30 protein-coding genes and 1 pseudogene are annotated in these 26,663 nt (G+C 65.4%); 20 read left to right on the top strand and 11 right to left on the bottom strand.

What is annotated here, in order from left to right; translation table 11 throughout:
* Complete coding sequence (locus tag ACOI2T_RS09035; RefSeq protein ID WP_234790874.1) at window positions 1-693, top strand: TetR/AcrR family transcriptional regulator; 693 nt, start codon at window positions 1-3, stop codon at window positions 691-693.
* Window positions 686-1,327 carry a class I SAM-dependent methyltransferase gene (locus tag ACOI2T_RS09040; protein WP_085143891.1) on the top strand — a complete coding sequence of 214 codons (642 nt, stop codon included), beginning with the start codon at window positions 686-688 and terminating at the stop codon, window positions 1,325-1,327. The genes ACOI2T_RS09035 and ACOI2T_RS09040 overlap by 8 nt, the downstream gene beginning before the upstream one ends.
* On the opposite strand, the gene ACOI2T_RS09045 is transcribed toward ACOI2T_RS09040, so the two are convergent.
* Complete coding sequence (locus tag ACOI2T_RS09045) at window positions 1,324-2,037, bottom strand: NAD-dependent deacylase (protein WP_067850997.1); 714 nt, start codon at window positions 2,035-2,037, stop codon at window positions 1,324-1,326. The genes ACOI2T_RS09040 and ACOI2T_RS09045 overlap by 4 nt on opposite strands.
* 36 nt (window positions 2,038-2,073) lie before the next feature.
* Between ACOI2T_RS09045 and ACOI2T_RS09050 the strand changes: the two genes are divergently transcribed.
* The gene (locus tag ACOI2T_RS09050) at window positions 2,074-2,439 is read left to right on the top strand and encodes an Rv1152 family transcriptional regulator (RefSeq protein WP_409503221.1); all 366 of its coding nucleotides are present in this window, start codon (window positions 2,074-2,076) and stop codon (window positions 2,437-2,439) included.
* On the opposite strand, the gene ACOI2T_RS09055 is transcribed toward ACOI2T_RS09050, so the two are convergent.
* Window positions 2,415-3,662, bottom strand: coding sequence for an Rv1453 family transcriptional regulator (locus tag ACOI2T_RS09055; RefSeq protein WP_409503220.1), 1,248 nt, complete (start codon window positions 3,660-3,662; stop codon window positions 2,415-2,417). The two genes, ACOI2T_RS09050 and ACOI2T_RS09055, sit on opposite strands and share 25 nt — an antisense overlap.
* Before the next feature lie 144 nt (window positions 3,663-3,806).
* On the opposite strand from ACOI2T_RS09055, the gene ACOI2T_RS09060 reads away from it, so the two are divergent.
* A complete protein-coding gene (locus ACOI2T_RS09060; RefSeq protein ID WP_409503219.1) occupies window positions 3,807-5,360 on the top strand; it encodes a flavin-containing monooxygenase in 1,554 nt (517 codons plus the stop codon).
* On the opposite strand, the gene ACOI2T_RS09065 is transcribed toward ACOI2T_RS09060, so the two are convergent.
* A complete protein-coding gene (locus tag ACOI2T_RS09065; protein ID WP_409503218.1) occupies window positions 5,278-6,132 on the bottom strand; it encodes a class I SAM-dependent methyltransferase in 855 nt (284 codons plus the stop codon). The two genes, ACOI2T_RS09060 and ACOI2T_RS09065, sit on opposite strands and share 83 nt — an antisense overlap.
* Window positions 6,133-6,156: 24 nt before the next feature.
* Window positions 6,157-6,672, bottom strand: a complete 516-nt coding sequence (locus tag ACOI2T_RS09070; RefSeq protein ID WP_409503217.1) for a DUF1697 domain-containing protein — start codon at window positions 6,670-6,672, stop codon at window positions 6,157-6,159.
* 115 nt (window positions 6,673-6,787) lie between these two features.
* Here ACOI2T_RS09070 and ACOI2T_RS09075 point away from each other — a divergent pair, with 115 nt between their 5' ends.
* The 4 genes and pseudogenes from ACOI2T_RS09075 to ACOI2T_RS09090 all read left to right on the top strand — a co-directional run bounded on the left by ACOI2T_RS09075 (window position 6,788) and on the right by ACOI2T_RS09090 (window position 8,506).
* Window positions 6,788-7,231: a PPOX class F420-dependent oxidoreductase gene (locus ACOI2T_RS09075; RefSeq protein WP_409503216.1), complete on the top strand. Its 444-nt coding sequence runs from the start codon at window positions 6,788-6,790 to the stop codon at window positions 7,229-7,231.
* A gap of 43 nt (window positions 7,232-7,274) precedes the next feature.
* On the top strand, window positions 7,275-7,442 hold the full coding sequence (locus ACOI2T_RS09080) for a DUF5302 domain-containing protein (RefSeq protein ID WP_110774989.1): 168 nt from the start codon (window positions 7,275-7,277) through the stop codon (window positions 7,440-7,442).
* A 128-nt stretch (window positions 7,443-7,570) separates the two neighbouring features.
* Window positions 7,571-7,654: pseudogene (locus tag ACOI2T_RS09085) on the top strand (hypothetical protein); the annotation flags it as partial.
* A 252-nt stretch (window positions 7,655-7,906) separates the two neighbouring features.
* Entirely contained in the window at window positions 7,907-8,506 is a 600-nt protein-coding gene (locus ACOI2T_RS09090; protein ID WP_409503398.1) for a putative endonuclease domain-containing protein, read from the top strand.
* A 22-nt stretch (window positions 8,507-8,528) separates the two neighbouring features.
* Here ACOI2T_RS09090 and ACOI2T_RS09095 read toward each other — a convergent pair whose 3' ends face one another.
* A complete protein-coding gene (locus ACOI2T_RS09095) occupies window positions 8,529-9,842 on the bottom strand; it encodes an acyltransferase family protein (protein WP_409503215.1) in 1,314 nt (437 codons plus the stop codon).
* A gap of 502 nt (window positions 9,843-10,344) precedes the next feature.
* On the opposite strand from ACOI2T_RS09095, the gene ACOI2T_RS09100 reads away from it, so the two are divergent.
* The 6 genes from ACOI2T_RS09100 to ACOI2T_RS09125 all read left to right on the top strand — a co-directional run bounded on the left by ACOI2T_RS09100 (window position 10,345) and on the right by ACOI2T_RS09125 (window position 15,070).
* Entirely contained in the window at window positions 10,345-11,661 is a 1,317-nt protein-coding gene (locus tag ACOI2T_RS09100; RefSeq protein WP_409503214.1) for an MFS transporter, read from the top strand.
* Between the two features lie 121 nt (window positions 11,662-11,782).
* A complete protein-coding gene (locus ACOI2T_RS09105; protein WP_067850652.1) occupies window positions 11,783-12,094 on the top strand; it encodes a Dabb family protein in 312 nt (103 codons plus the stop codon).
* Window positions 12,091-13,032 (top strand): cyclase family protein, encoded by a 942-nt coding sequence (locus ACOI2T_RS09110; protein ID WP_409503213.1) that lies wholly within the window; start codon window positions 12,091-12,093, stop codon window positions 13,030-13,032. Before ACOI2T_RS09105 ends, ACOI2T_RS09110 begins: the two co-directional genes overlap by 4 nt.
* A complete protein-coding gene (locus ACOI2T_RS09115) occupies window positions 13,029-13,916 on the top strand; it encodes a carbon-nitrogen family hydrolase (RefSeq protein WP_409503212.1) in 888 nt (295 codons plus the stop codon). Before ACOI2T_RS09110 ends, ACOI2T_RS09115 begins: the two co-directional genes overlap by 4 nt.
* The gene (locus ACOI2T_RS09120; protein WP_409503211.1) at window positions 13,913-14,467 is read left to right on the top strand and encodes an NAD(P)H-dependent oxidoreductase; all 555 of its coding nucleotides are present in this window, start codon (window positions 13,913-13,915) and stop codon (window positions 14,465-14,467) included. Before ACOI2T_RS09115 ends, ACOI2T_RS09120 begins: the two co-directional genes overlap by 4 nt.
* 114 nt (window positions 14,468-14,581) lie before the next feature.
* Window positions 14,582-15,070, top strand: coding sequence for a MarR family winged helix-turn-helix transcriptional regulator (locus ACOI2T_RS09125; protein WP_409503210.1), 489 nt, complete (start codon window positions 14,582-14,584; stop codon window positions 15,068-15,070).
* 31 nt (window positions 15,071-15,101) lie between these two features.
* Here ACOI2T_RS09125 and ACOI2T_RS09130 read toward each other — a convergent pair whose 3' ends face one another.
* From ACOI2T_RS09130 to ACOI2T_RS09155, 6 genes are read right to left on the bottom strand one after another with little or no spacing between them, the layout of a single operon-like run.
* Window positions 15,102-15,830, bottom strand: a complete 729-nt coding sequence (locus tag ACOI2T_RS09130) for a GntR family transcriptional regulator (RefSeq protein ID WP_409503209.1) — start codon at window positions 15,828-15,830, stop codon at window positions 15,102-15,104.
* A gap of 44 nt (window positions 15,831-15,874) precedes the next feature.
* On the bottom strand, window positions 15,875-17,362 hold the full coding sequence (locus ACOI2T_RS09135; RefSeq protein WP_409503208.1) for an MFS transporter: 1,488 nt from the start codon (window positions 17,360-17,362) through the stop codon (window positions 15,875-15,877).
* Between the two features lie 29 nt (window positions 17,363-17,391).
* Window positions 17,392-18,126 (bottom strand): SRPBCC family protein, encoded by a 735-nt coding sequence (locus ACOI2T_RS09140; protein ID WP_067850665.1) that lies wholly within the window; start codon window positions 18,124-18,126, stop codon window positions 17,392-17,394.
* A gap of 59 nt (window positions 18,127-18,185) precedes the next feature.
* A complete protein-coding gene (locus tag ACOI2T_RS09145; RefSeq protein WP_409503207.1) occupies window positions 18,186-18,671 on the bottom strand; it encodes a (2Fe-2S)-binding protein in 486 nt (161 codons plus the stop codon).
* Window positions 18,664-19,539 carry an FAD binding domain-containing protein gene (locus ACOI2T_RS09150; RefSeq protein ID WP_409503206.1) on the bottom strand — a complete coding sequence of 292 codons (876 nt, stop codon included), beginning with the start codon at window positions 19,537-19,539 and terminating at the stop codon, window positions 18,664-18,666. The genes ACOI2T_RS09145 and ACOI2T_RS09150 overlap by 8 nt, the downstream gene beginning before the upstream one ends.
* A complete protein-coding gene (locus ACOI2T_RS09155) occupies window positions 19,536-21,923 on the bottom strand; it encodes a xanthine dehydrogenase family protein molybdopterin-binding subunit (protein WP_409503205.1) in 2,388 nt (795 codons plus the stop codon). Before ACOI2T_RS09155 ends, ACOI2T_RS09150 begins: the two co-directional genes overlap by 4 nt.
* Window positions 21,924-22,035: 112 nt before the next feature.
* On the opposite strand from ACOI2T_RS09155, the gene ACOI2T_RS09160 reads away from it, so the two are divergent.
* From ACOI2T_RS09160 to ACOI2T_RS09185, 6 genes are all read left to right on the top strand, one after another.
* Window positions 22,036-23,121 (top strand): zinc-dependent alcohol dehydrogenase, encoded by a 1,086-nt coding sequence (locus ACOI2T_RS09160; RefSeq protein WP_409503204.1) that lies wholly within the window; start codon window positions 22,036-22,038, stop codon window positions 23,119-23,121.
* A gap of 65 nt (window positions 23,122-23,186) precedes the next feature.
* Window positions 23,187-24,416: an aromatic ring-hydroxylating oxygenase subunit alpha gene (locus tag ACOI2T_RS09165; protein ID WP_409503203.1), complete on the top strand. Its 1,230-nt coding sequence runs from the start codon at window positions 23,187-23,189 to the stop codon at window positions 24,414-24,416.
* On the top strand, window positions 24,403-24,936 hold the full coding sequence (locus ACOI2T_RS09170) for an aromatic-ring-hydroxylating dioxygenase subunit beta (RefSeq protein WP_409503202.1): 534 nt from the start codon (window positions 24,403-24,405) through the stop codon (window positions 24,934-24,936). The genes ACOI2T_RS09165 and ACOI2T_RS09170 overlap by 14 nt, the downstream gene beginning before the upstream one ends.
* Window positions 24,933-25,322, top strand: a complete 390-nt coding sequence (locus tag ACOI2T_RS09175; RefSeq protein ID WP_409503201.1) for a hypothetical protein — start codon at window positions 24,933-24,935, stop codon at window positions 25,320-25,322. The genes ACOI2T_RS09170 and ACOI2T_RS09175 overlap by 4 nt, the downstream gene beginning before the upstream one ends.
* Window positions 25,246-25,437 carry a rubredoxin gene (rd, locus tag ACOI2T_RS09180; protein WP_084356665.1) on the top strand — a complete coding sequence of 64 codons (192 nt, stop codon included), beginning with the start codon at window positions 25,246-25,248 and terminating at the stop codon, window positions 25,435-25,437. Before ACOI2T_RS09175 ends, rd begins: the two co-directional genes overlap by 77 nt.
* Window positions 25,438-25,440: 3 nt before the next feature.
* Window positions 25,441-26,652, top strand: a complete 1,212-nt coding sequence (locus tag ACOI2T_RS09185; RefSeq protein WP_409503200.1) for an NAD(P)/FAD-dependent oxidoreductase — start codon at window positions 25,441-25,443, stop codon at window positions 26,650-26,652.
* Window positions 26,653-26,663: the final 11 nt, after the last annotated feature.

Here is a 26,663-nt window from a genome sequence, read left to right on the forward strand (position 1 = left end):
GTGTCGATCCCACCTCTCAAGCCGCTCAAACGCCGCCGTGCCCCACGTGGGTCGGGCGAGTTGTTGCGCGAGCAGATTCTCGATGCCGCGACCGAGCTGTTGCTGGAAACCGGTCACGCCAAGGCGGTTTCGATCCGGTCGGTCGCGCAGCGGGTCGGTGTCACGCCGCCGTCGATCTATCTGCACTTCGCCGACAAGGACGCACTGCTCGACGCGGTGTGCGCGCGGTATTTCGAGAAGCTCGACGAAGAGATGCAGCGCGTGGCCAAGGACCAACCCTCGACGATCGACGTGTTGCGCGCGCAGGGACTGGCCTACGTGAGCTTCGCCCGCCAGACGCCCGAGCTCTATCGCCTGGCCACGATGGGCGAGGGCAGGCCGGGCAGCGATGTCGACGTCACGCTCAACAGTTCGGCGTTCGTCCACATGCGCACGTCCGTGGAAACACTGATCTCCGAAGGCATCTACCCGCCCGGCGACCCCACGTCGCTGGCGCTCGAACTGTGGACGGCGGCACACGGCGTCGCGGCGATGCTGATCGCCAAGCCATACCTGCCCTGGGGCGACGCCGAGGAATTCACCGACCGGGTGCTGCGAGCAGTGTGTACCGGCCACATCGTTTCGGGAATGATCGGAACAGACCTCTCCCCGCAGGAGGCCGTCGCCCGGCTGAAGGGATTCGCCCATGAGTAACGCCGACAAGCTGGTGGACAACCCGTTGTTCGCGCGGTTGTGGAAAACCCTGTCGAACTACGAACCCGAATCGGTGCGCCGCCTGCGGATCGAGAATCTCGCGGGTTTGTCGGGCCGCGTGCTCGAGGTTGGCGCGGGAACCGGCACGAACTTCGAGTATTACCCGTCGACGGTCGACGAGGTGGTCGCGATCGAGCCCGAACGCCGGCTCGCCGAGGTGGCCCGCCGGGCCGCCGCCAACGCGCCCGTGCCGGTCACGGTCACCGGTGACACCGCTGAACGGTTCGCCAGCTCGCAACCGTTCGACGCGGTGGTGTGCTCACTGGTGCTGTGCTCCATCGAAGAGCCCAACAGCGTTCTACGGCAACTCTTTTCGCTACTCCGCCCGGGCGGTGAGCTGCGTTACCTCGAACACGTCGCGGGCACCGGATATCGGGCTCGGCTGCAGCGGCTCGCCGACGCGACCATCTGGCCGCGGCTGCTCGGCAACTGTCACACGCACCGCGACACCGAACAGACCATCGTCGACACCGGGTTCCAGGTACGCGACAACCGCCGCGAGTGGGCCATGCCGCCGTGGGTGCCGATGCCGGTCTCGGAGTTCGCGATCGGGAAAGCGGTGCGGCCTGCTTAGCCCAGCAGTACCGGAAGGCGTTGCAGCAGGCCCGGTAGCGCCGTCGCCGCGGTCTCGCGCAGCGACACCGTCGCGCTGTCGGAAAGCGGAGTGCGCTCGGGGTTGATCTCGATGACCGGCTTGCCCGCGGAGAGCGCGGCCTCGGGAAGACCGGCGGCCGGATAGACGATCGAGCTCGTGCCCACCACGATCACCACGTCCGAACCGCTCACCGCGAGCACGGAACGCTGCCATGCCGCATCGGGCAGTGCCTCGCCGAACCACACCACGTTGGGCCGGATCAGCCCGCCGCACGGGCACACCGGCGGTTCGACGGTCTCGACCGGTTCCGGCATGTCGGGCAGATCACCTTCGAACCGTGAACCGCAAGCGTCGCAACGGAACTCGAAAAGGCTGCCGTGCAGGTGGTAGACGTTGGTGCTGCCGGCCCGCTCGTGCAGGTTGTCGACGTTCTGGGTGACGACGTGGACGTCGGCGTAGTCCTGCCAGGCGGCCACGGCGCGGTGACCGTCATTCGGCTCCACCCCGGCCATCATGTAGTGGCGCCACAGATACCACGCCCACACCTTCTCCGGGTGACGCTGCCAGCCGTCCGTGCTGGAGATCTCGTAAGGGTCGACCTTGGCCCACAGGCCCGTCTCGACGTCGCGAAAAGTGGGCACACCGCTCTCCGCCGAGATCCCGGCACCGCTGAGCACAGTCACTTGCACAGCACCAACGTAGCGGCTTTGGGTGATACTGGGCACGTGGCCGAATTGGGGGATTGGGTTCATATCGATCCGGATGCCGAGAAACCGTTGTTTGACCAACTCCGGCTTCAGATCATCGACGGCATAAGGGACGGGCGGTTGTCGCCGGGCACGAGGTTGCCGACCGTCCGTGAACTCGCAGGTCAGATCGGTCTGGCAGTCAACACCGTGGCCCGGTCGTACCGGGAGCTGGAGTCGGCCGGGGTACTGGAGACGCGCGGTCGATACGGCACGTTCGTCGCACGCGCCGATCCGGCCGACGCGGCGATGGCCGCCGCCGCGAACTCGTTCGCCGAAGCGGCGCGGGCACTGGGGATCGGGAAATCTGACGCCCTGCGCTACCTGGACGGCGCGTTCGACTGATCGCGGGCTTCGGGTTGGCCGTGCCAGCGCAACACGTCGAGCGCGATGGCCGCGTTGACGGTGCAGTCGGCCAGCGGGCGGGGTAGTAGTTCGTCTGCGCGGGCCAGCCGCCGCAACAGGGTGTTGCGGTGCAGGTAGAGCCGTGCTGCGGCGCGCGAGGCGTTGCACTGCTCGGCGACGAATATCCTTACTGTCTCCTGCAATTCAGTGCCTGCCGTCTCAAGGTCGCCGAGTGTGCGCTTGACGAAGCCGGCCGCGCGGTCCGGGTCGGCGGTGATCAGCGCGACCAACTCGATCTCGGCGAACCGGGCGATCTGCTGCGGTGAATGCAGGCGCGCCATCATCTGCTGGGTCGTGATCGCGTCGAAGTGGCTGCGCCGGAAGCCGTCCACGCCGTCGTCGGCAGGCCCGATGGCGATGCGGACATCGCCGGTGTCATCGATCGCGTGCTGCAGGGCCGCGGCATCGACAGGGCCCGGTGCCCACACCCACCGGGTGGCGGTACTCGCCAGCGCACTGAGTGGCCGAGCGCCGCCGCACGCCTGGCCGAACGCATCGGCGGCGCGGTCCAACTGGGACAGATCCCCGTCGGGCTGGTCACTCCAGATGACGGCGGCGGTGTGCGGTCCGGTGAGTGCGTAGCCGAGCCGCGCCTCGGCACGCTGGCGGGGGATCGGGGCACCGTCGAGGAGCAGCGCCACGGTCTCGCGTCGTTCGGCATGCGAACCTCGGGTGAGTTCGTCGCGCTCCAGTTCGATCTGGGTCGTGATGCCTGCCAAGGTGGCATCGACGAACGCGCTGATGGAGCGCGAGCAGACGTCCAGCAGCTCGTGCAGTTCGGTCGGGTCGGAGGTCAGTTCGAACGCGATCTCCATGAGGCGGCGCCAGGCGACGCCCTCACCGACCCGGTACGCGTCGAGCGGGAACGCGTTGACCCCGCGGCGCACCAGTTCACGGGCGATGTTCAACGGCTCGGGCCCGGTGTTGGGCGGCACCGGCGCACCCGGGTCCCGCACATTGGCGGTGCCCCAGAAATACAGATTCGCCCGGTTGCTGCGGCTCACGGCCGCGGCGAGCTCGGGGTCTGCCGCGATCACCGGGTTCGCGGCCGCCAGCACGGCGCGATCGAGTTCGTCGAGCCATTCCGGGCGAGCGTTGACCACGATCTGCGCACATTGCCGGATCAACTCCCTGACCCGAGGTGACGGCGGGTTCCAGGCCATGCGCACACGGTAGAGCAGCGGTGCAGAGTGCACCATCGTCGCCGCGGAAATGAGACGTTCTGACCTTGGGCGACGGGACCGTGGCGGCGACGATCGATCACAACAACTTCGCGAGTATTCCGGCCACCGACAGGAGTCACGGACATGGCTGACACCGAACACGTCGACGTTCTCATCATCGGCGCCGGTATTTCCGGGATCGGCGCTGCCTATTACCTGCAGCGCGAACACCCGGGCCGCAGCTACGCAATCCTGGAGGCCCGCGGCGCGACGGGCGGCACCTGGGACCTGTTCCGCTACCCGGGGATTCGTTCGGATTCCGATCTGCACACGTTCGGTTACGAGTTCAAGCCGTGGCGCGACGAGCACGCCATCGCCACCGCGGACAAGATCCTGGCCTATCTGCGGGAAACGGTGTCGGAGAACGGCATCGACGGAAACATCCGCTTCCACCACCGGGTGCTCGGGGCGGACTGGGACAGCGCCGAGGCCCGCTGGATCGTCGACGTCGAGCGTGCCGACAGCGGTGGCGGCGACGCCGAACTGATTCAGCTCAGCGCCAACTGGCTGTTCTGCGGTGGCGGTTATTACCGATACGACGAGGGCTACTCGCCGCGGTTCGAGGGCAGTGAGCGATTCACCGGCCGCATCGTGCATCCGCAGCACTGGCCCGAGGATCTCGACTACAGCGGCAAGAAGGTCGTCGTGATCGGCAGCGGGGCGACCGCGGTGACGCTCGTGCCCGCGATGGCGCCGACCGCCGGGCACGTGACGATGCTGCAGCGGTCACCGACGTACGTGATGCCGGTTCCGGCCAAGGACTCGTTCGCCAATCTCGCCAAGCGGGTGCTCGGCGACGAGCGTGGCTACGCATTGACCCGGCGCAAGAACATCCTCAAACAGCGTGCCGTCTATACCTTCTGCCAGAAGTACCCGACCGCCGCGCGCAGGCTCATCCGTCGCATCAACGCAAGCCAGCTGCCGGCCGGCTATCCCGTCGACGAGCACTTCAGTCCCCGCTACAACCCATGGGATCAACGGCTGTGCGCCGTCCCGGACGGCGACCTGTTCGCGGCCATCAGCGACGGAAGCGCATCGGTGGTCACCGATCGCATCGCCACGTTCACCGCGAACGGTATCCGGCTGGAATCGGGGCGCGAGCTCGAGGCCGACATCATCGTCACCGCGACCGGATTGAACATCCAGCTGTTCGGCGGCATGTCGCTGACCGTCGACGGTGAGCCGGTGAACTTCGCCGAGACCGTGGCCTACAAGGGCATGATGCTGTCCGGCGTGCCGAATTTCGTCTTCGCCTTCGGGTACACGAACTCGTCGTGGACACTCAAAGTCGGCCTGCTGTGCGAACACTTCTGCCGGCTGCTGACGCACCTCGATCAGCACGGCTACGACGTGGCGCGGCCCGTGCTCACCGAGCCCGGCATGAAAACCCTTCCGCTGCTGGACTTCGCGGCCGGCTACGTGCAGCGGTCGGTCGACGAACTGCCGCGCCAGGGCGTCGACGGACCGTGGGTGATGTCGATGAACTACACCTACGACGCGGAGATGCTGCGCGACGGTCCCGTCGAAGACCCTCATCTGGAATTCGGGAAGGCGCTCAGCCGAACTCGAGCAGCGTCATCACCGGCCGCACCGGATCCAGCAGCGGAAGCCGCTGAGCTGCCCATATCAGCGCATTGAGCACCTTGCCGCGGCCGGCGGGCAACGGCAGATCGCGCACGACCCGCACTCCTGGCACAGTGTTGACCAGATCTGCCACCTGCGCCGGGGTCAGGCTGAACGGCATGGGCGGAACCCGGTAGCGCCGGGAGGTCCGCATGCCCCGGCGCGCCCACGCGGCGAACCAGGCCGGTGGCAGGTCGAAGATCATCTGCCCACCGGGAAAGCGTTGTGCGCATTCGCGGATCAGGCTCATGGCCTCGTCGGGCTGCAGATACATCAGCAGGCCTTCGGCCGTGATGAACACGCCGTCACTCGGGTCGACCTGATCCATCCAGCTGAAGTCGAGCGCGGACTGCGCGCACGTCCGGATCCGCTCAGAGGGCGGCAGCAGCTTGTTGCGCAGCTCCATCATCGGCGGCAGATCGACTGTCAGCCAACGGAACTCATGACCGACGCCAGCGTTGTCGAGTCGGTAGAAGCTCGTCTGGAAACCCTCGGCCAGGGCCACCACGGTGGCCTTCGAATGGTCGTGCAGATAGTGACGCGTGGCGCGGTCGAAGATCTTTGCCCGCAGTGCCATGTCCTGGCGGCGCGTGTAACCGAACTTGGCGAAGTCGAAGTCGATCGAGTCGACCAGCTGCACGGCCATCGGGTCGTCGATGATCCCGTCCGGGCGGCGCGCCTCGTGTGCGCGCACCTGCAGAGTCAGCAGGGCGGTCTCAGAAACCCCGGTGAGTGAGACCTTGGTGCGCGGCGCCGCTGGCGGATTCGTCGGCGAGTTCGTCGTCATTGGCCCGAATGTACCGAACCTGTGTCAACGCAAGACTTTCTCCAGCGTGCGCAGGTTTCTGGTGGTGGTCGACGATTTGTACCGCTTCCTGCCCATGGTCTTGCCGATCGTGCTGCCCAGCGTGGCGTTTCGCGCGATCTGCCAGTAGAGCACCCCGTCACCCCGCTCGATCTTCTCGTCAGGCGCCGCGGGCAGGCCCGCCAGCTCGTCGAGTACATCGGGGTCGCTCACGAACGTCACATACGAATGGTGGCCCTCGACCTCACGCTCGAACGGGTAACCGGCCGAGATCGCCGCCACCGTCTTGAGGTCGTACACCAGAACCCACGCCTCGTACCCGAAGCCCGCGCGCAGCGCCTTCTCCGCGGTGCTGCGAACCTTCTTCGCCGGGGAACTGCTGTCCAGCAAGACATTTCCGCTGGCCAGAATCGTGCGGACGTCGGTGAAGCCGGCGTCCTCGAGCGCTTTGGCCACCTCGGCCATCTTGAGATTGACTCCGCCGACGTTGACACCCCGGAGGAATGCGGCGTAGCGCGTCATGACTGATCAGCGTAGCTCCGATGAACCGGGCCCGGCCGATGCTCAGCCGAATTCCAGGACGGTGTTGCCGTCAATCACAGTCATCGAGTCGATGGTAAAGACGTACGCTCGGATTATGGGGCGCCAGGTTTTCGACGACAAGCTATTGGCTTTGATCAGCGGCAATTCGATGGGGGTGCTCGCGACCATCAAGCAGGATGGCCGTCCGCAGCTGTCGAACGTGTCGTACCACTTCGATCCGCGGGCGGTCACCATCCAGGTGTCGATCACCGAGCCGCGCGCGAAAACCCGCAACCTGCGCCGTGACCCGAGAGCGTCGATCCACGTCAGCTCCGACGACGGCTGGGCATACGCGGTTGCCGAAGGCGACGCGATTCTCACCCCGCCCGCGGCCAACCCACACGACGACACCGTCGAGGGCTTGATCGCGTTGTATCGCAACATCGCCGGTGAGCATCCGGATTGGGACGACTACCGGCGCGCCATGGTCGACGATCGGCGGGTGTTGCTGACCCTGCCGATCTCACATCTGTACGGGATGCCGCCGGGGCTGCGATAAATCCCGGTGACGCTGACGCCGGAACCGCGCTACGCTGCGGCTTATGGCTGAGACACCGGAAGACGACAACAAGCGTAAGTTCCGGGAGGCGCTGGAGCGCAAGAAGGCGAAGTCGGCCGGCGGAGCCGACCACAAGGACGGTGGGCGCGCGCAACCACGCGCCCACGGGCCGGTGGAAAACCGTCGGGAGTTCCGCCGCAAGAGCGGTTAGGCCGCGGTTAGCCGTCAACGCCGAGGATCCCTGTCAGCATGTGGCAGTAACTCTCGGCGCAGTCGGTTATCCACAGATCGCCGAAGAGTGCTGGTGGTCGCCGTACCTGGTCGACGAGTATCGAAGCGATGGTCGTCGATGATGTGCTCCGGCAGCAGGATGGGGTGATATCGCGTCGGCAGGCGTTGGACGCGGGTTTGCAGGAGCACGACATCCGGCGGTTGCTCAGACGCAACGAGTGGGCACGGGTTCACGCAGGTGTGTATGTGAATCACACCGGGCCGTTGACATGGCTGCAAAGAGCGTGGGCCGCAGTGCTTTACGCCGCTCCAGCGGCCCTGTGCTTCGAATCGGCTCTGGGAGACGAATCGTCTCCGATCCATGTCGCCGTCACGCGTCAGCGCGCGTTATTGGCTGAGCCGGCGGGAGTCCGTATTCACCACTTGGCGCACCTGGATGAGCGGGTGCTCTGGAACGTCCGTCCACCGCGTATCCGATACGACGAAGCCGTGCTCGACGTCGCGTGCCGTGCCGCGCGCGAACTCGACGCCATCGCTGTCCTGGCCAACGCGTGCCAATCCCGGCGCACGACGGCACGGCGGCTGCTGCAGGCACTCGATACTCGTGAGCGAGTTCGCCGTCGCGGATGGTTGCGGGCGGTTTTGGTCGATATCTCCGAGGGCACCTGCTCGGTTCTCGAGCACGGATATCTCGTTCGCGTCGAGCGGCCGCATTGTTTACCCCGGGCCGCGCGGCAGAAGCGGTCCGCCACATCCGTCGGCGTCTGCTATCGCGACGCCGAGTACGGCGAACGGGTCGTGATCGAACTCGACGGCCGGGTGTATCACGACTCGGCGACGCGGCGAGACGCGGATTTCGAAAGAGACCTAGACGCCGCGGTCGACGGCCGGTCGACAGTGAGGCTTTCCTACGGGCAGGTTTTCGACCGACCGTGCCAGACAGCTTGGAAGGTGGCTCAAGTGCTGCAGCGGCACGGGATTGTCGTACCCGGTCAGTCGTGCGGTCCACGGTGTGGGTTCGCGGGGTTCGACCGTGCTGCTTAGCCGTCAACGCCGAGGATCCCTGTCAGCATGTGGCAGTAACTCTCGGCATTGATGCGGTCCACCGAGCGGCGATCAATGCGGCGACCATGACCGCCACGTAGTACACGCCTTGGTCCTTGAGGCCCCACGCGACCGAGGTCAGGGTCGCCGCACCCGCCACGCAGAGCAGCAAACCGACTGCGGCGCTGCGCATTCCGGGCGTGCTCACCGAACCGCCGTCCCACAGCGGCAGCGGGGAGTTCTCAAGTGGCCGTAGTGCGACGAACGCGAGACCGACCAAACCGGCCATCAACACCAGCTGCACGATCGACAGGACCACGAAGCCCGGAGCGGTCGGGTCGTAGCGATCGAGCCCCAGGTAGTCGAACACCAGGTGCATCGCGAGCAACAGCGGCATGTGCCACAGATACAGCGTCATCGCGCCGGAGTTGCCGATTGCCGCCAGCCACCACACGCGCGGGCGCTGCGCCCACCGCGAGATCGCGGGGGCCGCGGCAATCGCGAACGCGCACATCATGATCGCGTGCCCGGCCAGCAGCAGGGACGGCGGCGTCATGTTCTTGAGCTGCTGGGTCTCGATGCCGACCAGGCTGAGCTCATACGGGCCGAAGTACAGCAGCGCCAGGTTGACGCCGAGCATGCCGAGGCCGACCTTGAGCGCGGCGGGGGCGGGCAACAGGTTGCGCCGGTAGGCGACACCGAACATGCCGGGGATCAGCCACACGACCGTGTTGAGATAGCCCAGCGAGGCGTAGCCGGCCCCGTCCGTGGTGATGCGAACCGCGTCGATCAGCGCGATGAACGCATAGGTACCGACGACGGCGCCGACCAGCTGGGCCGTTGTGGTGATGCGGGCCAGCAGCGGCACGGCCGCCAGCACGAGCACATACGCGCCGAGGAACCACAACAGCTGGATGGAGATACCCGCGACCGGTTCGTATACATGCTCGGGCAGCAGGAATCGCAGGATTGCGAGCGCCGCCGTCCAGAACGCCAGGTAGTAGAACACCGGGCGGTACAGCCGCGTGCACCGGCGCAACAGCCAACCGCCCCATGATGTCCCGGGCCGCCATGACTGCACGCACGCGGCGACGCCCGCGAAGAAGAACAGCGGCATGATCTGGAACACCCAAGTCAACGCCTGGAAGACGGTCGACGCGGTGAGCAGGTTGCTCCAGATGAACACGTCATCGCGGATCGTGCTCGTGGCCATGACCGTGTGACCGAACACCACACCCACCAGGGACACGATGCGGATGACGTCGATGGCCCGGTCACGGTCGGGCGGGGTGCTGGCCGCGACCTCGGCCGGGCTGGGGAACAACGGTGCTGTCATGGCTGAAACCGTATGGCCGCAGCGCTACGTAGTCCCTAGGTAGAAGCACTCAAATTCGCGGTCAGGGCCGGGCGTCCATATGGTTCGTGAACGTTTGCTGGGTACCCGGTCGCGCTGGGAGTGCGGTTCGCTGCCTGGGCGTATCCGCTCTCGAGGGAGACCCGACGGTCGAGGCCTGAGCAAGGGTGAGCGGCGCCTCGCGTGTTTGACACTGCGAATCCCTGTGGGTGGCCACACGTCGATAGGTGCCGAAACACAGCGGAAACGCCCCGTCGAGAAATCTTAACGTTAAGACTTGACACCGGCATGCCTTCAGTATTTAGAATGCTATTTCATGTTACCCAGCTCACAACATGAACTGAGAGGGGAGTCGGCAACGCATCCGGGCAGTTAGCTGCCACAGTCACCCAGCGCCGACGGCGGGTGCCGACTCCGAGCGACGACCGCACTCGGTGGGCCATCGCATTCGGCATATGTCAGCCCCTCAGCAGAAAGCAGAATCATGATCGAATCCACGACGCCCGCCACGCGCGAGCGTCCTTCGCGCGTTGTGGCGGCCAGCCTCACCGGCACCGTCATTGAGTGGTACGAGTTCTTCATCTACGGCACGTCGTCTGCGCTGGTGTTCAGCAAGCTGTTCTTCCCGAACTACGACTCCTTCGTGGGAACGCTGTTGTCCCTGAGCACGTTTGCGATCGCGTTCGTCGCTCGGCCGGTGGGAGCCGCCGTGGTCGGCCATTACGGCGACCGGGTCGGCCGCAAGACTCTGCTCATCGTCACGTTGTGCATGATGGGCGGCGCGACGTTCTTGATGGGCCTGCTGCCCACCTATGCGTCGATCGGCATCGCCGCACCGATCGCCCTGGTCGTTCTGCGGCTCATCCAAGGCGTCTCTCTGGGCGGAGAGTACGGCGGCGCGGTGCTGATGAGCGTCGAGCACGCTGAGCCCAAACGGCGTGGATTGTTCGGCGGCATCATCAACACAGGCGCCAGCTGCGGCTTGATACTGGCGACCGCGGTGTTTTTCGTGTTGTCGTACCTGCCGGAAGAGTCGTTCATGGCGTGGGGATGGCGGGTGCCGTTCCTTCTCAGCGCAGTGCTTCTCGTCCTGGGCTTGGTAATCCGGCTCAAGATCGCCGAAAGCCCAGAGTTCGAACAGGCGAAAAAGCGTGGCAAAGTGCAGAAGCTCCCGCTTTGGACAGTCATCACCGAGCATGGTGGCTTGGTCTTGCTGATGGCGATCTCATACCTTCCGACGGGCGCGGTGTTCTACCTGTCTGCTGTCTTCTCCCTGAGTTACGGCACTGAGACACTGGGCTTCTCACGCTCCGTGATGCTTGGGCTGGTTTGTGGATCGAACATCATCGGCATCGCCGGGATTGTCTACGGCGGAGCGCTTTCCGACCGGATCAGCCGGCAGCGCGTGTTCATGCTGGGCGCGCTGGGAATGGTGTTTGTCCCCTGGATCTGGTTCTTCATGATGGGCACGGCGAACCTCTGGGTGATGTTCCTCGCGTACCTCGTGCTGTTCGCGCCTTTCTGCTTGTCCTACGGTGCGATGCCGGCCTACTACGCTCAGGTGTTCCCCGTACACATCCGCTACAGCGGTATGTCGGTCGGCTACGGCATCGGCACCGTGTTGGGTGCCGGCCTGTCGCCGCTCATCGCCACCGCGCTGTTGGGCACCGATGACAACTGGCCTGCCGTCGCGATGTTCCTGAGTGTGCTGGCACTCGCGTCGTTCTTCGCCACGAAGATGATGCCCACCGTCGCAAGCGATCGCGACGTGGTGGTGAAGTCGCCGCAGCCCGCTCAATAGCCAAGGGCCGCAAGGCGCTACAACGCCACGTGCCGACTCGGATGCTCGACAACCGGAACCGCCTCGCCTACGCTGCAGTGATAACAGAAAATAGAATACTAAATACAGAAGGGATGAACTCGTGATTCGACACGTCTTCGCATGGAAGGTCGTCGACCAGCAGGACGCCGGCAAGGTGATCGAGCTGCTGACCGAATACTCCGCGTCACAGGAAGCCGTGCGCCACTTCGAGATCGGTGGTCACACCGGCGATCCCGGAGACAACGGCGATCCCTGGGACGGGGTGTTGATAACCGACTTCGATGACTGGGAAGGGCTGCAGGTGTACTCGGACCATCCCGACCACGTCAAGCTCGTGGAGGTCCTGCTTCCCATGGTCAAGGAGCGCGCTGTGATCGACTTCGTGCGCCAGGAAGGAGTCACCCGGGCATGACCGCCGAGACGCTGGGCAAGCGCGCCGATATCCAGGTCGCACAGAGCCCATACGGACCAGACGACGAGCGTGGAGCGCTCAATCTGCTTACCCCGCAACGTGCTGCGGCCATCCTGGCGCGAGCGGACGCCAGCACCGTGTACGACCTGAGCATCGACTACTTCGTCGGGATGCCGAGCTTTCAGGCGGCCGGTGATCCGTCGTACCAGATCTATATGAGCCACACGCCCGGCGGCACCGCGGTGGACAACCTGAATGGTCAAGGAGAGCAGATAAACCGCCACGTGTGCTACTCCGGCGACGTGATCTTCATGTACACCCACACCGGAACCCACATCGATGCGCTCAACCACTTCGGTGTCGACGGCAAGATCTACAACGGGTTCACGGCAGAGGAGCACCTGGGCAGCCGGCATTGGATGCGCGGCGGTGCGGAGACCATTCCGCCGATCATCACCCGCGGCGTGCTGATCGACGTCGCCGGCTCGAAGAATGTCGACTGTCTTCCTGACTCGTACGCCATCACCGTCGAAGACTTGCAGGACGCGTTGTCGCACAGCGGATTGACGCTGGAAGAAGGTGACGTCGCGTTTGTCCGGACGGGCCGCATGCGGTACTGGCCCGAGGGCACCAAGGTGTTGGGCAACCCGCCCGGGCTGGGTTTGGAGGCCGCGCGCTGGATCACCGCGCAGAGCATCAGCGCGATCGCCTCCGATCAGGAGTGCGTCGAAGTGGGTCCGTCCGAACACGAAGACAATTGGCTGCCCGGGCACTGTCACTTCCTGGCTGAGGCAGGCGTGCCGATGATCGAGTTGGTCAACCTGGAGGAGCTTGCCCGCGACGGGATTCACGAGTTCTGCCTGGTGGCCGCACCCATCCGGCTGCGTGGTGCGTCTGGTGCCCCGCTGCGGCCCTTGGCTATTCCGTTGCGCGCGTGAGATTGCCAACGGCGGAGGGGCGGCGCCGTCGGCTCCGTATCGCGCTGCTACAACTCGCGTTCGACGAGACCGAGGATCTGTCGAAGCGTGTGCACCGCGTTACCGAGATGGTTGCCGCCCAGAGCGAGGCCGATCTGGTTGTTCTTCCCGAGCTGTGGGCACACGGGGCGTTCACCCCTCATACGTGGGGTGAATGTGCCGAACCCATCGACGGAGAGCTGGTGCAACGGCTCGGCGCCGCGGCACGGCGCGCCGGCGTGTTCCTTCACGGCGGGAGCGTGATCGAATCGGCGTCGGCGCGGTCCGATCGCGGTGGACAGGGCCGTGGATTGTGGAATACATCTGTGGTGTTCGGACCGGACGGCCGAATGCTGGCCTTCTACCGGAAGATTCATCGATTCGGTTTCGGTGAGGGTGAGCCGTTGCTGCTCGAGGCCGGGGAATCGCTGACCACCGTGCGGTTGGGCGAAGCGACGGCCGGGCTGGCCACCTGTTACGACCTGAGATTCCCAGAGCTGTTTCGTGCCTTGGTCGTAGATGGCGCGGAGTTGTTCGTGGTACCCGCGGCGTGGCCGGCGGTGCGGCGTGCCGACTGGGAGATGCTGGGTCAAGCACGGGCATTGGAGAACCAGGCCTTCGTCATTCAATGCAATACGGCTGGTGAGCACGGTGGCCTGGCGATGGGCGGCTCCAGTCGAATCGTCGACCCATACAGCCGCGTCACCGCCTCCGTTGGTGACGGCGAACAGGTTCTCATTGCCGAGATCGACCTCGACCTGGCGACGGAATTCCGGCGCCAGTTCCCTGTACTCGACGACCGGCGAATTTCCGTCAACCAACCGAGGCTCACGCCGACGACCGTGTCAACAGGAGGCCAGAGATGACAAACACCGACGGCGCGACCACGGTGCTCGCGGTGGTGGGCAGCTTGCGATCGGCATCGATCAACAAGCAGATCGCCCAAGTGGCAGTCGACAACGCGGAAGACGGCATCGCCGTGCGCCTCTACGAGGGGCTCGGCGAGCTTCCGTTCTACAACGAAGAAATCGACACGGCCGCATTGACCGGCCCGGCACAGACCTTGCGGGCCGCGGTCGCCAGAGCCGACGCCGTGCTGGTGGTGACTCCCGAGTACAACGGCACCATCCCGGCAGCGGTCAAGAATGCGATCGACTGGCTGTCGCGCCCGTACGGCAACGGTGCCCTCAATGGCAAGCCGGTCGCGGTGATCGGTGCGTCGCAAGGCCAGTACGGTGGCGTGTGGGCGCACGACGAGGCCCGCAAGTCACTCGGGATCGCCGGGGCAAGGGTCATCGACGGGTTGACGATGTCGCTTCCCACGCAGGTGCTGGAGGGCAAGGATCCCCGCCAGATCGCCGATGTCGTGAACGCGGTCGGCGAGGTGGTGCGCAAACTCGCCGTCGAATCGAGCTAGCCGATCTTCGAATCCGCCCGCGGAGACACCCCCGACGTCGGTGTCGGGGGTGTTTCCCGTGTTCGCACACGCCGACTAGCGTGGCGCAGTGGAGGGATTCGGGGAGAGGCGACGATGAGTGACCAAGTAGACGGCATCCTGGACCAGTGGGCGCACGAGTACCCGCAAATCGATGCCTCACCGATGGGCATCGTCGGGCGTATCTGGCGATTGTCCCGCCACCTCGAACAGCAAGTCCACGCCGTACTGGCTCAGTTCGACTGCTCCCTACCGGATTTCGACGTCCTCGCCACACTGCGGCGTAGCGGACCGCCATACTCACTGACCGCCGGACAACTCATGGAATCCGCGATGGTCACCTCGGGCGCCATCACGAACCGGGTGGACCGGCTGATCGAACGCGGCCTGGTCACTCGCGAACCCAACGCCGCCAACCGCAGGATCAAGCAGATCTCCTTGACGGCCGCCGGTCTGGACCTGATCGACAAGATGATCCCGGTGCATGTGGCCAACGAACGCCGGATGCTCGCGCCCCTCACCGACGCTGAGTACGACAACCTGCTGGCCGTGCTGCGAAAGCTGTTGCACGCCTACGAAACATGAGCCGCCACCGGTGCAGCGGTGGGGCCATTGGTCAGCTCGGAGTGGCGGACTCGGCGATGCCCATCGCGCGCAGGCTGGCCATGGTCGCGGCCATCGACGCATGAATGTGCACCGCCAGCGCCTCGGCGACAGCGTCCGGATCGCGAGCCTCTATTTGACGGGCAATCTCGTCGTGTTCGCGCGCCGCGGCGATTCGGCGTTCGGGGGTATGACTCTTGATCACGTACCGCTCGCACGTGTTCCACAGCATTCGAAGGTGCCGCTGTAGTACGCCCTCGCCGCCACCGCGGAACATCGCGAAATGAAAAGCCCTGTGCGCGTGCAACATCTGCTCACTGGCTTCGGGCACGCCCTGTTCGGTCAACGCCGACATCGTGTCCAACCAGTACCGCATTTCCTTGGCGATGGAGGCATCCCCGCCGGTGGCCGCCCGTTGGGCGGCGATCACCTCGATCCGCTCGAAGATCTGATACGCATCAGTGATGTCGGCGATGTTCAGTGGCCGGACCACGGTGCCGCGGCGCGGCAGGTTGTCGACGAGGCACTCGGCCTCGAGCTGACGGACCGCCTCGCGCAGTGGGACGCGGCTGACGCCGAACTCCTCGGCCAGCGAATAGACCGACAGCTTCTGCCCAGGCTGGATCTGGCCGAGCACGATGCGATCGCGCAGTTGCTCGACGACGAACTCGGTGACGGTCTCCGGCGGAGTGGCCGTGGGCGGCTTCCCGCCGGGGGCAGCAAATGATGAGGGCGTTGTCATCGCCGGTCACTCCATTGTCCCCGCATGCGACTAGCATATCGTATTCAGTTGTCAATCCGAGGTTTTCCTCGATGATCGAACTGTTGCGGCAGCGGTGCGATACCGGCGCTGACGCTGTCGGCCACCGGGTTCGGCGATGTGGCAGCCGGGTCGACAGCAGCCGCCGGCAGCCTGGATTCGGCGATGTGGTCGAGTTCGCGGCCCCTGGTCTCCGGGCCGGCTACGAGCATCCAAGCCACGCTGGCAGAGACGGCGACGGCCAGCACGACGAAGGTTCCCGGCAAACCCAGGTGTGGCCACAGCACGGCACCGAACAAGATCGGGCTGAACCCGGTGGCGATCCGGCTGACTGTCGAAGTCCAACCGAAGCCGCTGGCCCGCAGCTCGGTGGGGAACAGCTCGGAGGTGTAGGTGTAGAGGACCGGCATGGTGACCTGGATGAGGAGGCCGAACAACACCAGCCACAGGACAGCTTCGCCGCGCAACTCGAGCATGAACGCGAAGGCGATCAGGGCCAGCGACGCGGCAGGCGCGGTGATGGCGATCAGCCACCGACGTCCCACGACGTCGACCAAGGCGATCGACAGCAGAACGGCAACGATGCCCACCGCTGTCATCATCGTGGTACTCGCAAAGGCGCTCTGATGGTCGTAGCCCTGCGCCCGCAAGACCGTCGGCATCCAGCTCAACGCGGCGTAATAGACGACCAGGATGCTGATCGACAGGAACCACGCCACCGAGGTCACTCTCGGGTTGACCGTCCAGACCAGTTTGAGCTGCTGGAACGCCACGACAAGTTTGGATCCCCTGCCCCGGTCGGCCTCGATCGGCCGGGGCGGCACCACGTAGGGCTCGGCGGTCGCGCCGGTGCGGCGCACCAGGTCGTCGATCACGCGTCGCGCTTCGACCTCGCGTCCGCGCCGCGCCAGATACAGCGGAGACTCGGGGATGCCCCGCCGGATCCAGACCAGCAGCAGTGCGGGCAGCACCATGGTGGCCAACATCCATCGCCAGTTCTGCTCGACCGGCAGCAGCACGATCGATGTGGCCCCGGCCAGGGTCGCGCCGATGGGCCACCAGAGCCCGATGGAGGCAACGGCACGGCCGCGCTGCTTACGTGGGGCGAATTCGCTGACCATCGCGAAGTCGACCGGTACACACCCACCCAAGCCCACCCCGGCGAGGAACCGGAGCAGCAAGAACACCTCGTAGTTGGGCGACAGCGCACCGAGCACCGAGAACAGACTGAAAGTCAGAATGGTCAGGCTGAAGGCCTTCTTGCGGCCCAGTCGGTCGGCGATGGTGCCCCATACTCCGGCCCCTACTGCCATGCCGATGAGATTGGCGCCGGCGACCAGGCTGCGGTCACTCGCCGACAGGTCGAACTGCGTTCCCACCAGTGGGGTCAGGTATCCATTGAGGGCGACGTCCCAGGCGTCGAACATGTAGCCGAGGCCGCCGATGATCGTGATCTTGCCCTGGACCGACCACTTCCACGGGAGATCTTGGACGACTTGCTCACTCGATTTCATACATGCCTTTCACGCCTGGACTTGGCGGGTCAGAACCGCGGCCGAGGCTCGTCTGATCCGCGGAACTGCCGAGCAAGTTCCATGGCGAAGGGGTACAGCGCGGCGAAGTCGGGCGTCTGCTGATCGGCTTGGCGGCTGCCGCGGGAAAGGATGCGACCGATGATCAGGCCGATGATGAGGGCGATCAACGCGGGAGCGGCTCGCTTCACCGTCGGCAGTCCGAGGCTGATCAGGTCGAGTTCTGAATCGGGGTTCTGCGCCGCGGATGGAATGCTGGGTTTCGCGGTTGCCGCGCCGCCGACAGCTTCCGAAGTGGGTGTCCTGCCGAGCAGGTGCTCGATGTTGGAGGCGAACTGGCCGATGAGGCGGGCGCCGACGTCGGCCATGATCGACCGGCCGAACTGGGCGATGCGCCCCGTCACCTGGAGTTCGGTCACCACATCGACCAGCGTCGCGTCCGGGCCTTTCTCCGAGAGGCTCACCCGCACCACTGCCGCGGCCGATCCCTTGCCGTTGGTTTCCGAGCCGCGGGCATCGAGCACCATGACGTGCCTGTCCTCATCGATCTCGGCAAATGATGCGATGCCCTGGTAGCCGGCTTTCATCGGGCCGACCTTGATCGAAACCGTCCCCTCGTACGTGCCGTCATCGAGCGGGCGGACCTGTGCGCCGGGTAGGCACGGAGCGATGGTGGGTACGTCGCACAGCAGCTTCCAGGCGTCGGCGACGGGCGCAGGCACGACGAACTGGTTGACGAATTCCATGAATTCTCCTGACGGTTGGATCTTGCGGTGACGGGGGAGAGGTATGCGAACAGAAGAGATCAGTTCGACTCGGAGGCGATGCCACTTTCGTTGGCGTTGAGCACCGCGCGCACGATGCCGTTGTATCCCGTGCAGCGGCAGATGTTGCCCGACATGGCTTCGCACACCGCTTCGCGCGACAGATCGTCCTCGCGTCGGCGGATCAGTTCCCAGCCCGTGATGACCATGCCGGAGGTGCAGAACCCGCATTGCAACCCGCCTTTGCGCGAAAATTCTGTTCGCAGGCGCTGAGCGTCGGCGTCGTCAAGGCCCTCGATGGTGATCACCTCGGCCCCTTCACAGGAACCGGCAAGGGTCAGGCACGACCGCACCGGTAGCCCGTCGACGAGGACTGTGCAGGCGCCGCACACGCCCTGTTCGCAGCCCAAATGCGTTCCGGTCAAGTCCAATTGGTCACGCAGCAGGTCGGCCAAGCTGGTGCGCCCCCGGGTGCGGATCTCGCGGTGCTCCCCGTTGATCTTGAGGTTGACGGTGAGGTCAGTCATCGGTGCCTACCCTTCGGGCGTTGAGCAACGCACGCTGGACGGTGACCGCGTGCAGTTGGAGTCGGTGACGTTCGGCGGGATCGGCCGGCTCGGGTGAGGCCGCGATGTCTGCGGCGACCGGGCCCAGCAAGTCGGTGACGGTCAGCGCGTCGGGTCGACGCCCGACGACGGCTTCTTCGGTGCGCGACAACCTGATCGGAACGTCGCGAGCGGCGCCCAGCCAGAGTCGAGGTTCGGCGACGGTGCCGTCGACACCCAGGCCGAAGGTCCCCACGGCGAGCGACTCCGCGAACTCGCCGGTCTTGCGATTTGTCTTGTGCAGTGCCCACATCCGGTCGGGGGACACGCGGGGAACCCGCACCGCGGTGATGATCTCGTCCCACTCGAGGCTCGTGGTGAAGAAGCCGAGCAGCAGGTCGGTCAGCGGGATTTCGCGGGACCCGCGTACGGAGGTGGCGGTGACGCACGCACCGAGGCTCGACAGGATGGTCGGCCACTCGGCTGAGGAGTCGGAGTGCGCGAGGCTGCCACCGATGGTGCCGCGGTTTCGAATGGCGCGGTAGCCGATACCGGCCGCGGCGCGGCTGAGTAATCCGCCGCCGGCGTCGGGAACAAGTCGATTTTCGACCATCATGTGAGTCACGGTGGCGCCGTAGGCGACGTGGTCGCCGTGATCGTGGTACTGGCGCAGGTCGGTGATCGCGGTGATGTCGATCAGGTCGCTCGGCTCCGCGAAGCGCATGTTCATGATCGGCAGCAGGCTCTGTCCGCCGGCGAGGACCTTGGCATTGTCGCCGCATGCGGACAGGGTCCGCACTGCCTCGTCGACGGTGCGCGGCCGATGCAGGGTGACGTCGGCGGGCTTCACCGGGTCACCGCCAGTGCATCGGCAGGCGCAATCGCCCGTTGTATCGCGGTCCAGATCCGAGCGGGAGTCATCGGGGTCTCGTTGGCCTCTGCGCCGCAGTCACGTAGTGCGTCGGTGACCGCGTTGGCGATAGCGGCCGGAGGGGCGATCGCTCCGCCCTCCCCGGCGCCTTTCATCCCGAAAACCGTGAACGGCGAAGGGGTCTCGATATGTTCGAGTCTGATTTCCGGGATCTCGGCGGCCCCCGGCAGCAGGTAGTCGAGGAACGACGTGGACTTGGGTTGGCCGTCGGCGTCGTAGACCAGTTCTTCCAGCAGCGCCGTACCGATGCCCTGGGCCACTCCGCCGATGATCTGCCCGTCGACGATCAGGGGATTGACGATCGTGCCGCAGTCCTCGACCACTCCGTAGTCCAGGAGTTTGATCGCGCCGGTGTCCAGGTCGACCTCCACGACCGCGGCCTGCGTGGCGTAGGTGAAGGCACCGGTCTGAACCTCGGGACTGTAGTAGAAGGTGGACTCCAGGCCGGGCTCCACACCCGGCACATGGTCAGGGGTGAACAGGAACTCACGCGCCAGTTCAGTGAGGGTGATACTTCGTGTGGCGCCGTGCACTGCGCCGTCGGCGAACTTCAACCCGGCGGGGTCCTCGCCGAGCAGCACGCCGGCGATTCGCAGGACCTTCTCGGCGAGTTGGCCGGCCGCACCGAAGGTTGCCCCGCCTGCCATCACCATCGAGCGGGAGGCAAACGTGCCGTCGCCGCGCGGGGTAAGCGCAGTGTCGCCGTGGCTGACGGTAACGGAGTCGGGATCGACGTCGAAGACCTCGCTGACCACTTGGGCAAGCGTGGTCTCGGAGCCCTGGCCGTGGCTCTTGATACCCACACTGAGGGTGAATGCGCCGGTGGAGTCCAGCACGAGGCGGGCGCCTTCGATGCCGATGGTGATGGCCAGGCCCCGTGAAGCCCATTCGATACAGCCGTGGGCGGTTTGCTCGGTGAAAGACCCGTATCCGACCCCGATGCGGGTGCGCGAGGCCGGGTCGGTTTCGCGCTGCACGCGACGCCAGTGGTCATGGTTGATCAGAGTGGCCGCACGGCGGACCGCCTCGGGATAGTCGCCGCTGTCGTAGACCTTGTTGGCCACCGAGGTGTAGGGCATCTGCGCGGCGGTCACCATGTTCTTGATCCGCATCTGATAGGGCTCGATGCCGAGCTGGTGGGCAAGCTCGTCGACGGTGCGTTCGATCGCGAAGCACGCACCGGGCCGCGCAACACCGCGGTACGGGCCGGTCGGAGTGCGGTTGCTCGCGAAGCTGCGAGCGCGGAATCGGTAGTTGCGGATGTTGTAAGGGCCGGGAATCATCGCCGCGGCCATCGAGGCGTCCATGGTCGCCGTCCAGGGGTGCACCGAATATGCACCGGCGTTGACCATGATGTCGGCCTCGACGCCCAGGATGGTGCCGTCGGCGGCGGCCCATGCGGTGATCTCGTAGTCGTGGTCGCGAGACTGCGTGGACGCCACCATGGCCTCCCAACGGTCCTCAACCCAGCGGATTGGGTATGGCACGTTCATCGCTATCGCCGCCAGGGTGATCTCCTCGGGATAGACCGAGCACTTCGCGCCGAAGCCGCCGCCCATGTCTGGGGCGATGACTCGCACTCGGCGGCCCTCGATCTGCAGCATCTCGGCGATCATGTCGCGGATCATGTGCGGGGTCTGCGTGGACGACCAGACCACGAGTTGATCTGCGGAGCGGTTGTAGTGCGCCACGACGCCACGAGTCTCGAGGGGCACCACGGCCTGGCGGTTCATCCGGTACGTACGGGTCACGCTGACCGCGGCATCCCGAGCCGCCGCTTCGACATCGCCGAAGCTGCCCGAGGTGGTCGCGAACACGTTGTCCGGCCACTCGTCGTGCACCAAGGGCGCATCGTCGGCAAGGGCCGAGGCCATATCGGTCACCGCGGGCAACGGCGTCACATCGATGCGGATGCGATCGGCCAGGTCCTCGGCTTCAGCGCGGGTGGCGCCGATTGCCAGAGCCACCGGCTCACCCACGTAGCGCACCTTGTCGCACGCGAGATTGGGCAGCGGGGCCACCCGAAATCCCGGCAGCGTCGACGTCGCGGTACATGGCAACGCGTGCGGTGCCAGTGTCTCGGCGGTCCAGACGGTGGCAGGTGCAACGTCACCGGGGACTTCCACAGCGTTGATCCGGCCGTGTGCGACCTGGCTGCGGACGAACGCGACCTCGCGCAGGCCGGGCATCTTCAGGTCGGCGATGAAACTGCCGCGTCCGTGGAGATGGCGATTGTCTTCCCTGCGTAACCGGCGCGCACCGACACCGTTTTTGCGGTTGGAACCCGGTTTCGTCGTGCTCATCCAGCCTCCCTTCGTCCTCTGGAGCGTGTCTCGGGGCTAGCTTGACAGCGCTTTGTGAACCGTAGCACACTCGCCGAATATAGAATTCTATTTTCTAGAAAGGTGGGAGCCGGTGGCCGGGACGAGTCGAGTGGCCGTGCTGTACGGACCTGGAGATCTGCGCATCGAGGAGCTGGCGCTGCCGGCCTTGGGCGCCGACGACGGCCTGCTGCGCGTGGAAGCCACCGGAGTGTGTGGGACAGACGTCGCCGCCTACTACGGGGTGAACCCGTACTACGAGTTGCCTTGTGTACTCGGCCACGAGCTGGTGGGCCGGGTCGTCGAGATCGGCGACCAGGCCAGCGAGCGGTGGGGTGTGCAACAAGGCGATCGCATCGTCGTGGAGGAGTACCTACCGTGCGGCACGTGCCGGTCGTGTCTGGCCGGTGCGTACCAGATGTGTCGCGTGTACCGATACGGCGGCAAGTCGATCCACGCCGGCAGCGGCTTGTACGGGGGCTACGCCGACTACATGTATCTGCATCCGCAGGCACTCGTGCACAAGGTCGCCGAAGACGTCGACGCCGACCTTCTCCAGCTCTACATCCCGATCTCCAACGGCCTCGATTGGATGAGCCGCATCGGCGCGCTGCCCATCGGCGGCACCGCCGTGATCGTCGGTCCTGGCCCGCACGGGCTGGCCTGTGTCATCGGTGCGGTCGAGGCAGGTGCGGACAAAGTCATCGTCGTCGGACAGGACACCGATGCCCACCGGCTGTCGGTGGCCACTCAGCTGGGCGCCACGCACACCGTCACTGGCGACACCGACGACGTGGTGGCCTCCGTTTCCGAGATCACCGGCGGGTTGCTGGCCGACACCGTTGTCAACGCCGCGGATTCGAGCGCCGCGTTGGAGACCGCACTCGCGGTCGCCGGCGATCGCGGCACGCTGGTGCAGGTCGGTCTGCCCAAGAGCGGCGGCGGCAGCGCCGAGCCGGTGCTCGCCGCGCTCAACAGCAAGGTGCTCACCATCCGCGGCGTACGCGGGCGACCCAGCAGCGCAGTGCCGCCGACTCTCCGGCTCATCGAGTCCGGGAAGTATCCGCTGCACCTGCTGTGTACCGGTCAATTCACCATCGAGCAGACCGAAGAGGCGCTCACGACCAACGGACGTGTGCCTGAGGCCATCCGCTCAAGCGTGATCCCGGCGCTGGGATGAGCAACCCATCCGTCGACGCGCCCGGCTCGAGACCGCGAAATCAACCTGAAAGGACGCCCGCCGCCATGACTGGAGTCAAAGAACGGCTGTCATCGCCGTTGATCACCGACGATTGGAAGGTCAGTGGACAGATCTACCGCGACCCCGCGATCTTCGCCAGGGAGATGGCCACCGTCTATGCCCGCACCTGGGTCTATGTGGGCCATGAGTCGGAGATCCCGTCCAACGGCGACTACAAGACCGCCCACATCGGTCTGCAACCGGTGATCGTCAGCCGCAGTTCGGATGACAACACGATCAACGTGATGTTCAACCGATGCCGCCATCGCGGCTCGGCGGTCTGCCAGCAGGAATTCGGCAACGCGAATTTCTTCCGCTGTGCCTACCACGGCTGGACCTACACGTCCGCGGGCAAGCTGACCGGCGTTCCGTTCGACGACGGTTACGGGTCCGACTTCAACAAGGAAGAAATGGGTCTGGCACACGTGGCCCAGGTCGACACCTACCGCGGCTTCATATTCGCCACCTTGTCGCCGACGACACCCGCCCTGCACAGCTACTTGGGCAACGCGCGCAAGTACCTGGACTTCATATCCGACCTTTCTCCCGAGGGCATCGAACTCTCCTCGCACGCCCACAAGCTCGTCTTCCGCGGAAACTGGAAGTTGCAGATCGAGAACACGATCGACCCTTACCACTTCTCGTTCACGCACCAGAGTTGGCTGGACATCCTGCGCGAGCGCAATGGGAAGAGCAGCCCGTGGGTGAAGAACGTCAAGACCAACCGGAGCTGGCGGGGAATCGACCTCGGTGGCGGGCATGCCGTGCACGAATACGGTGACCCCACTGCCGAGAAGGACACGCACGGCATCGCGATCGGTGAGCTGATCCCGTTCAATCTCAACGTGTTTCCCAGCCTTGCGTTCGTCGGCGCGCACCTTCGCCTGGTGGTGCCCCGCAGTGCCAATGAGACGTGGGTCTACCTGTATCCGATCTTCCCGCGCGGTGCCGATGAACAGACCCGCAACCGAATCCTGCGCGACCACGAGAGTTTCTACGGCCCGGCCGGGCACGGCTCGGCCGACGACATCGAAGTCGGCTTCGACCGTGTCACCGCCGGACTTGAGGCCACCGCCAGCCCGGCCGACTGGACCCTGATGACGCGGGGACTGGAACGCGAGGAGATCGACCCGGAAACCGGTATCCGCGTTGGGCGTTCGACCGACGAGGTACCCCAGCGCGCCTACCTGCGGCGCTGGCTTCAACTGATTGAGGATCGTGATGACAACCACTGAACTGAACGTCTCTGCGGCACGGATCGATGTGCCCCGCATCGACAAAGACACCGTTGAGGCCTTCATCTACCACGAGGTTGACCTTCTCGACCAGCGTAAGTTCATCGAGTGGTTGGCCCTGTTCACTAATGACGCCCACTACTGGATCCCGTCGGGTTTCGATGACCTCGACCCGAGCCGGAGCGTGTCGATCGTCTACGACGACCACCAGCTTTTGACCGAGCGAGCGCAGCGGCTCACCGGAACGCTTGCCTACGCGCAGATTCCGCCGTCACGCACCGCTCACGTCGTCGGCAACGTGCAGCTGTTGGAAGTCGCGACCGCCGACGACGGAACGGCCACCGCGCGGGTACAGGCGAAGTTCGCCGTTGCCGAATTCCGTAGGAACACCCGCTTTCTGCACGCGGGTCGCGTCAGCTACACCTTGGTCGACTTCGGAGCGGGTCTGCGGATCAGGCTCAAGAAGGTCGAGCTGATCGACAACGACGGCTACCTCGGCAACTTGAGCATGCCGTTGTGAACGACGATGCCGCGTGGAAGAGCCTGCAATCCGGCACCACCTCGTTCGCGCGAGCGGACGGCGACCGGATCGTGCTTCGTAGCGAATTCGCCTATGTGCAGGTGCGTTTGCGCGATCCAGGCGGCCGACCCCGTCTGGTGGTTGAGGATCTGCGCACGGGTCAGGCGATCGAACTGGACGCCATCGAACTTGAATCGCTTGCCTGGGCGCGTCACGACGACCTCGCACCGCTGCTCGACCCCAGCCAGACCCGCTGGATTCCCGATGACATTCCGAACCCGATCCCCGACCCAGGAAGGCACCACAACCATGCCAGCAACGGCTTCCCTCACGCAGAAATGGATCTGCATCGCATGCGGCGAAATCTACGACCCGATCGAGGGTGACCCGGAAGGTGGTATCGCGCCCGGCACTGCCTTCGAGGACATCCCCGAGTCCTGGGTTTGTCCGGTGTGCGGTGCCCGCAAGTCGGAGTTCGAGCCCTACGACGACGAGGATTAGGACATGACCGACGTCGGACGGATCGCGTTGATCGGCGGCGGGATCGCTGCTGCCAGCGCTGCCGAGGAACTCCGTCGCCAAGGCTTCGATGGCGCCATCACCTTGTTGACCCGGGAGCTGGACGCGCCCTATCACCGCCCGCCGATCACCAAGGCGCTGCTGTCGGATCCAGCGCACGACGTCCAATTCGCCAGCCCCGATTGGTGGTCGGACCACGACATCGAGGTGCGCACCCGCAGTGCGGTGTCCGCGCTGGACGTCGGCGCGCACGTGGTGACGCTGACCAACAAGCAGACCCTCGACTATGACAAGGCCCTGATCGCCACCGGGGCGATGGTGCGCCGCTTGGCCATCGAGGGTTCGGCGTTGTCTGGCATCCATTACCTGCGCACGCCGGCCAACGCGCACAAGCTGCGCGAGGAGGCCGCGGTCGCCGAACGCATCGTGCTCGTCGGCGGGTCGTTCATCGCAGTGGAAGTAGCCGCCTCGATGACCGCCCAAGGCCGTCAGTGCACTTTGGTGATGCAGGAAAACCTCTGCCTGGAAAGGACATTCGGCCCGACGGTCGGAACATTCGTCGACGAGCTGCTGCGCCGCCGCGGCGTCGAGATCATCAGCAGATCCGACGTCGCGGCATTCATGGGCACCGACGTACTGTCCGGTGTGCGTACCGCCGGCGGCGCCGAGATCCCCTGCGAACTCGCCGTGGTCGGGGTCGGCGCGGTTCCCGATGCCAAGCTGGCCACCAAAGCCGGTCTGCAGATCGGCGAGAGCGGCGGTGTGCGCTGCGATAGTCAACTGCGTACATCGCACCCCGACGTCTACGCTGCCGGCGATGTCTGCGAGTACTACAGCGTGGCGCATGGCCGACAGTTGCGCGTGGAGCATGAACGCCACGCCGCGGCCCAGGGGGTCACCGCTGCGCAGAACATGATCGGCGCCGGTCGCGATCACGTCGAGGTGCCATATTTCTGGACCGATATCGCAGACTGGGCGCGGCTGGAATATGTGGGCGCGGCCCGTCATTGGGACGAGGAGGTCGTCACGGGATCGCCGGAAGATGGTGCCTTCACCGTGTGGTACTTCGACGGCGGACGGCTGGTGGCGGCCCTGACCAACGGGCGTTCCGACGACCTTGACCTCGCGCGCTCGATCTTGACTGCCGGTCCCGATGACAAGGTCTGCGCGCGAACGCTGATCGGACAGACCGTTTGAGCAGACGCAGA

This window comes from Mycolicibacterium wolinskyi str. Jessa 2025 (genome assembly GCF_049241375.1).
Lineage (GTDB): Bacteria > Actinomycetota > Actinomycetes > Mycobacteriales > Mycobacteriaceae > Mycobacterium > Mycobacterium wolinskyi.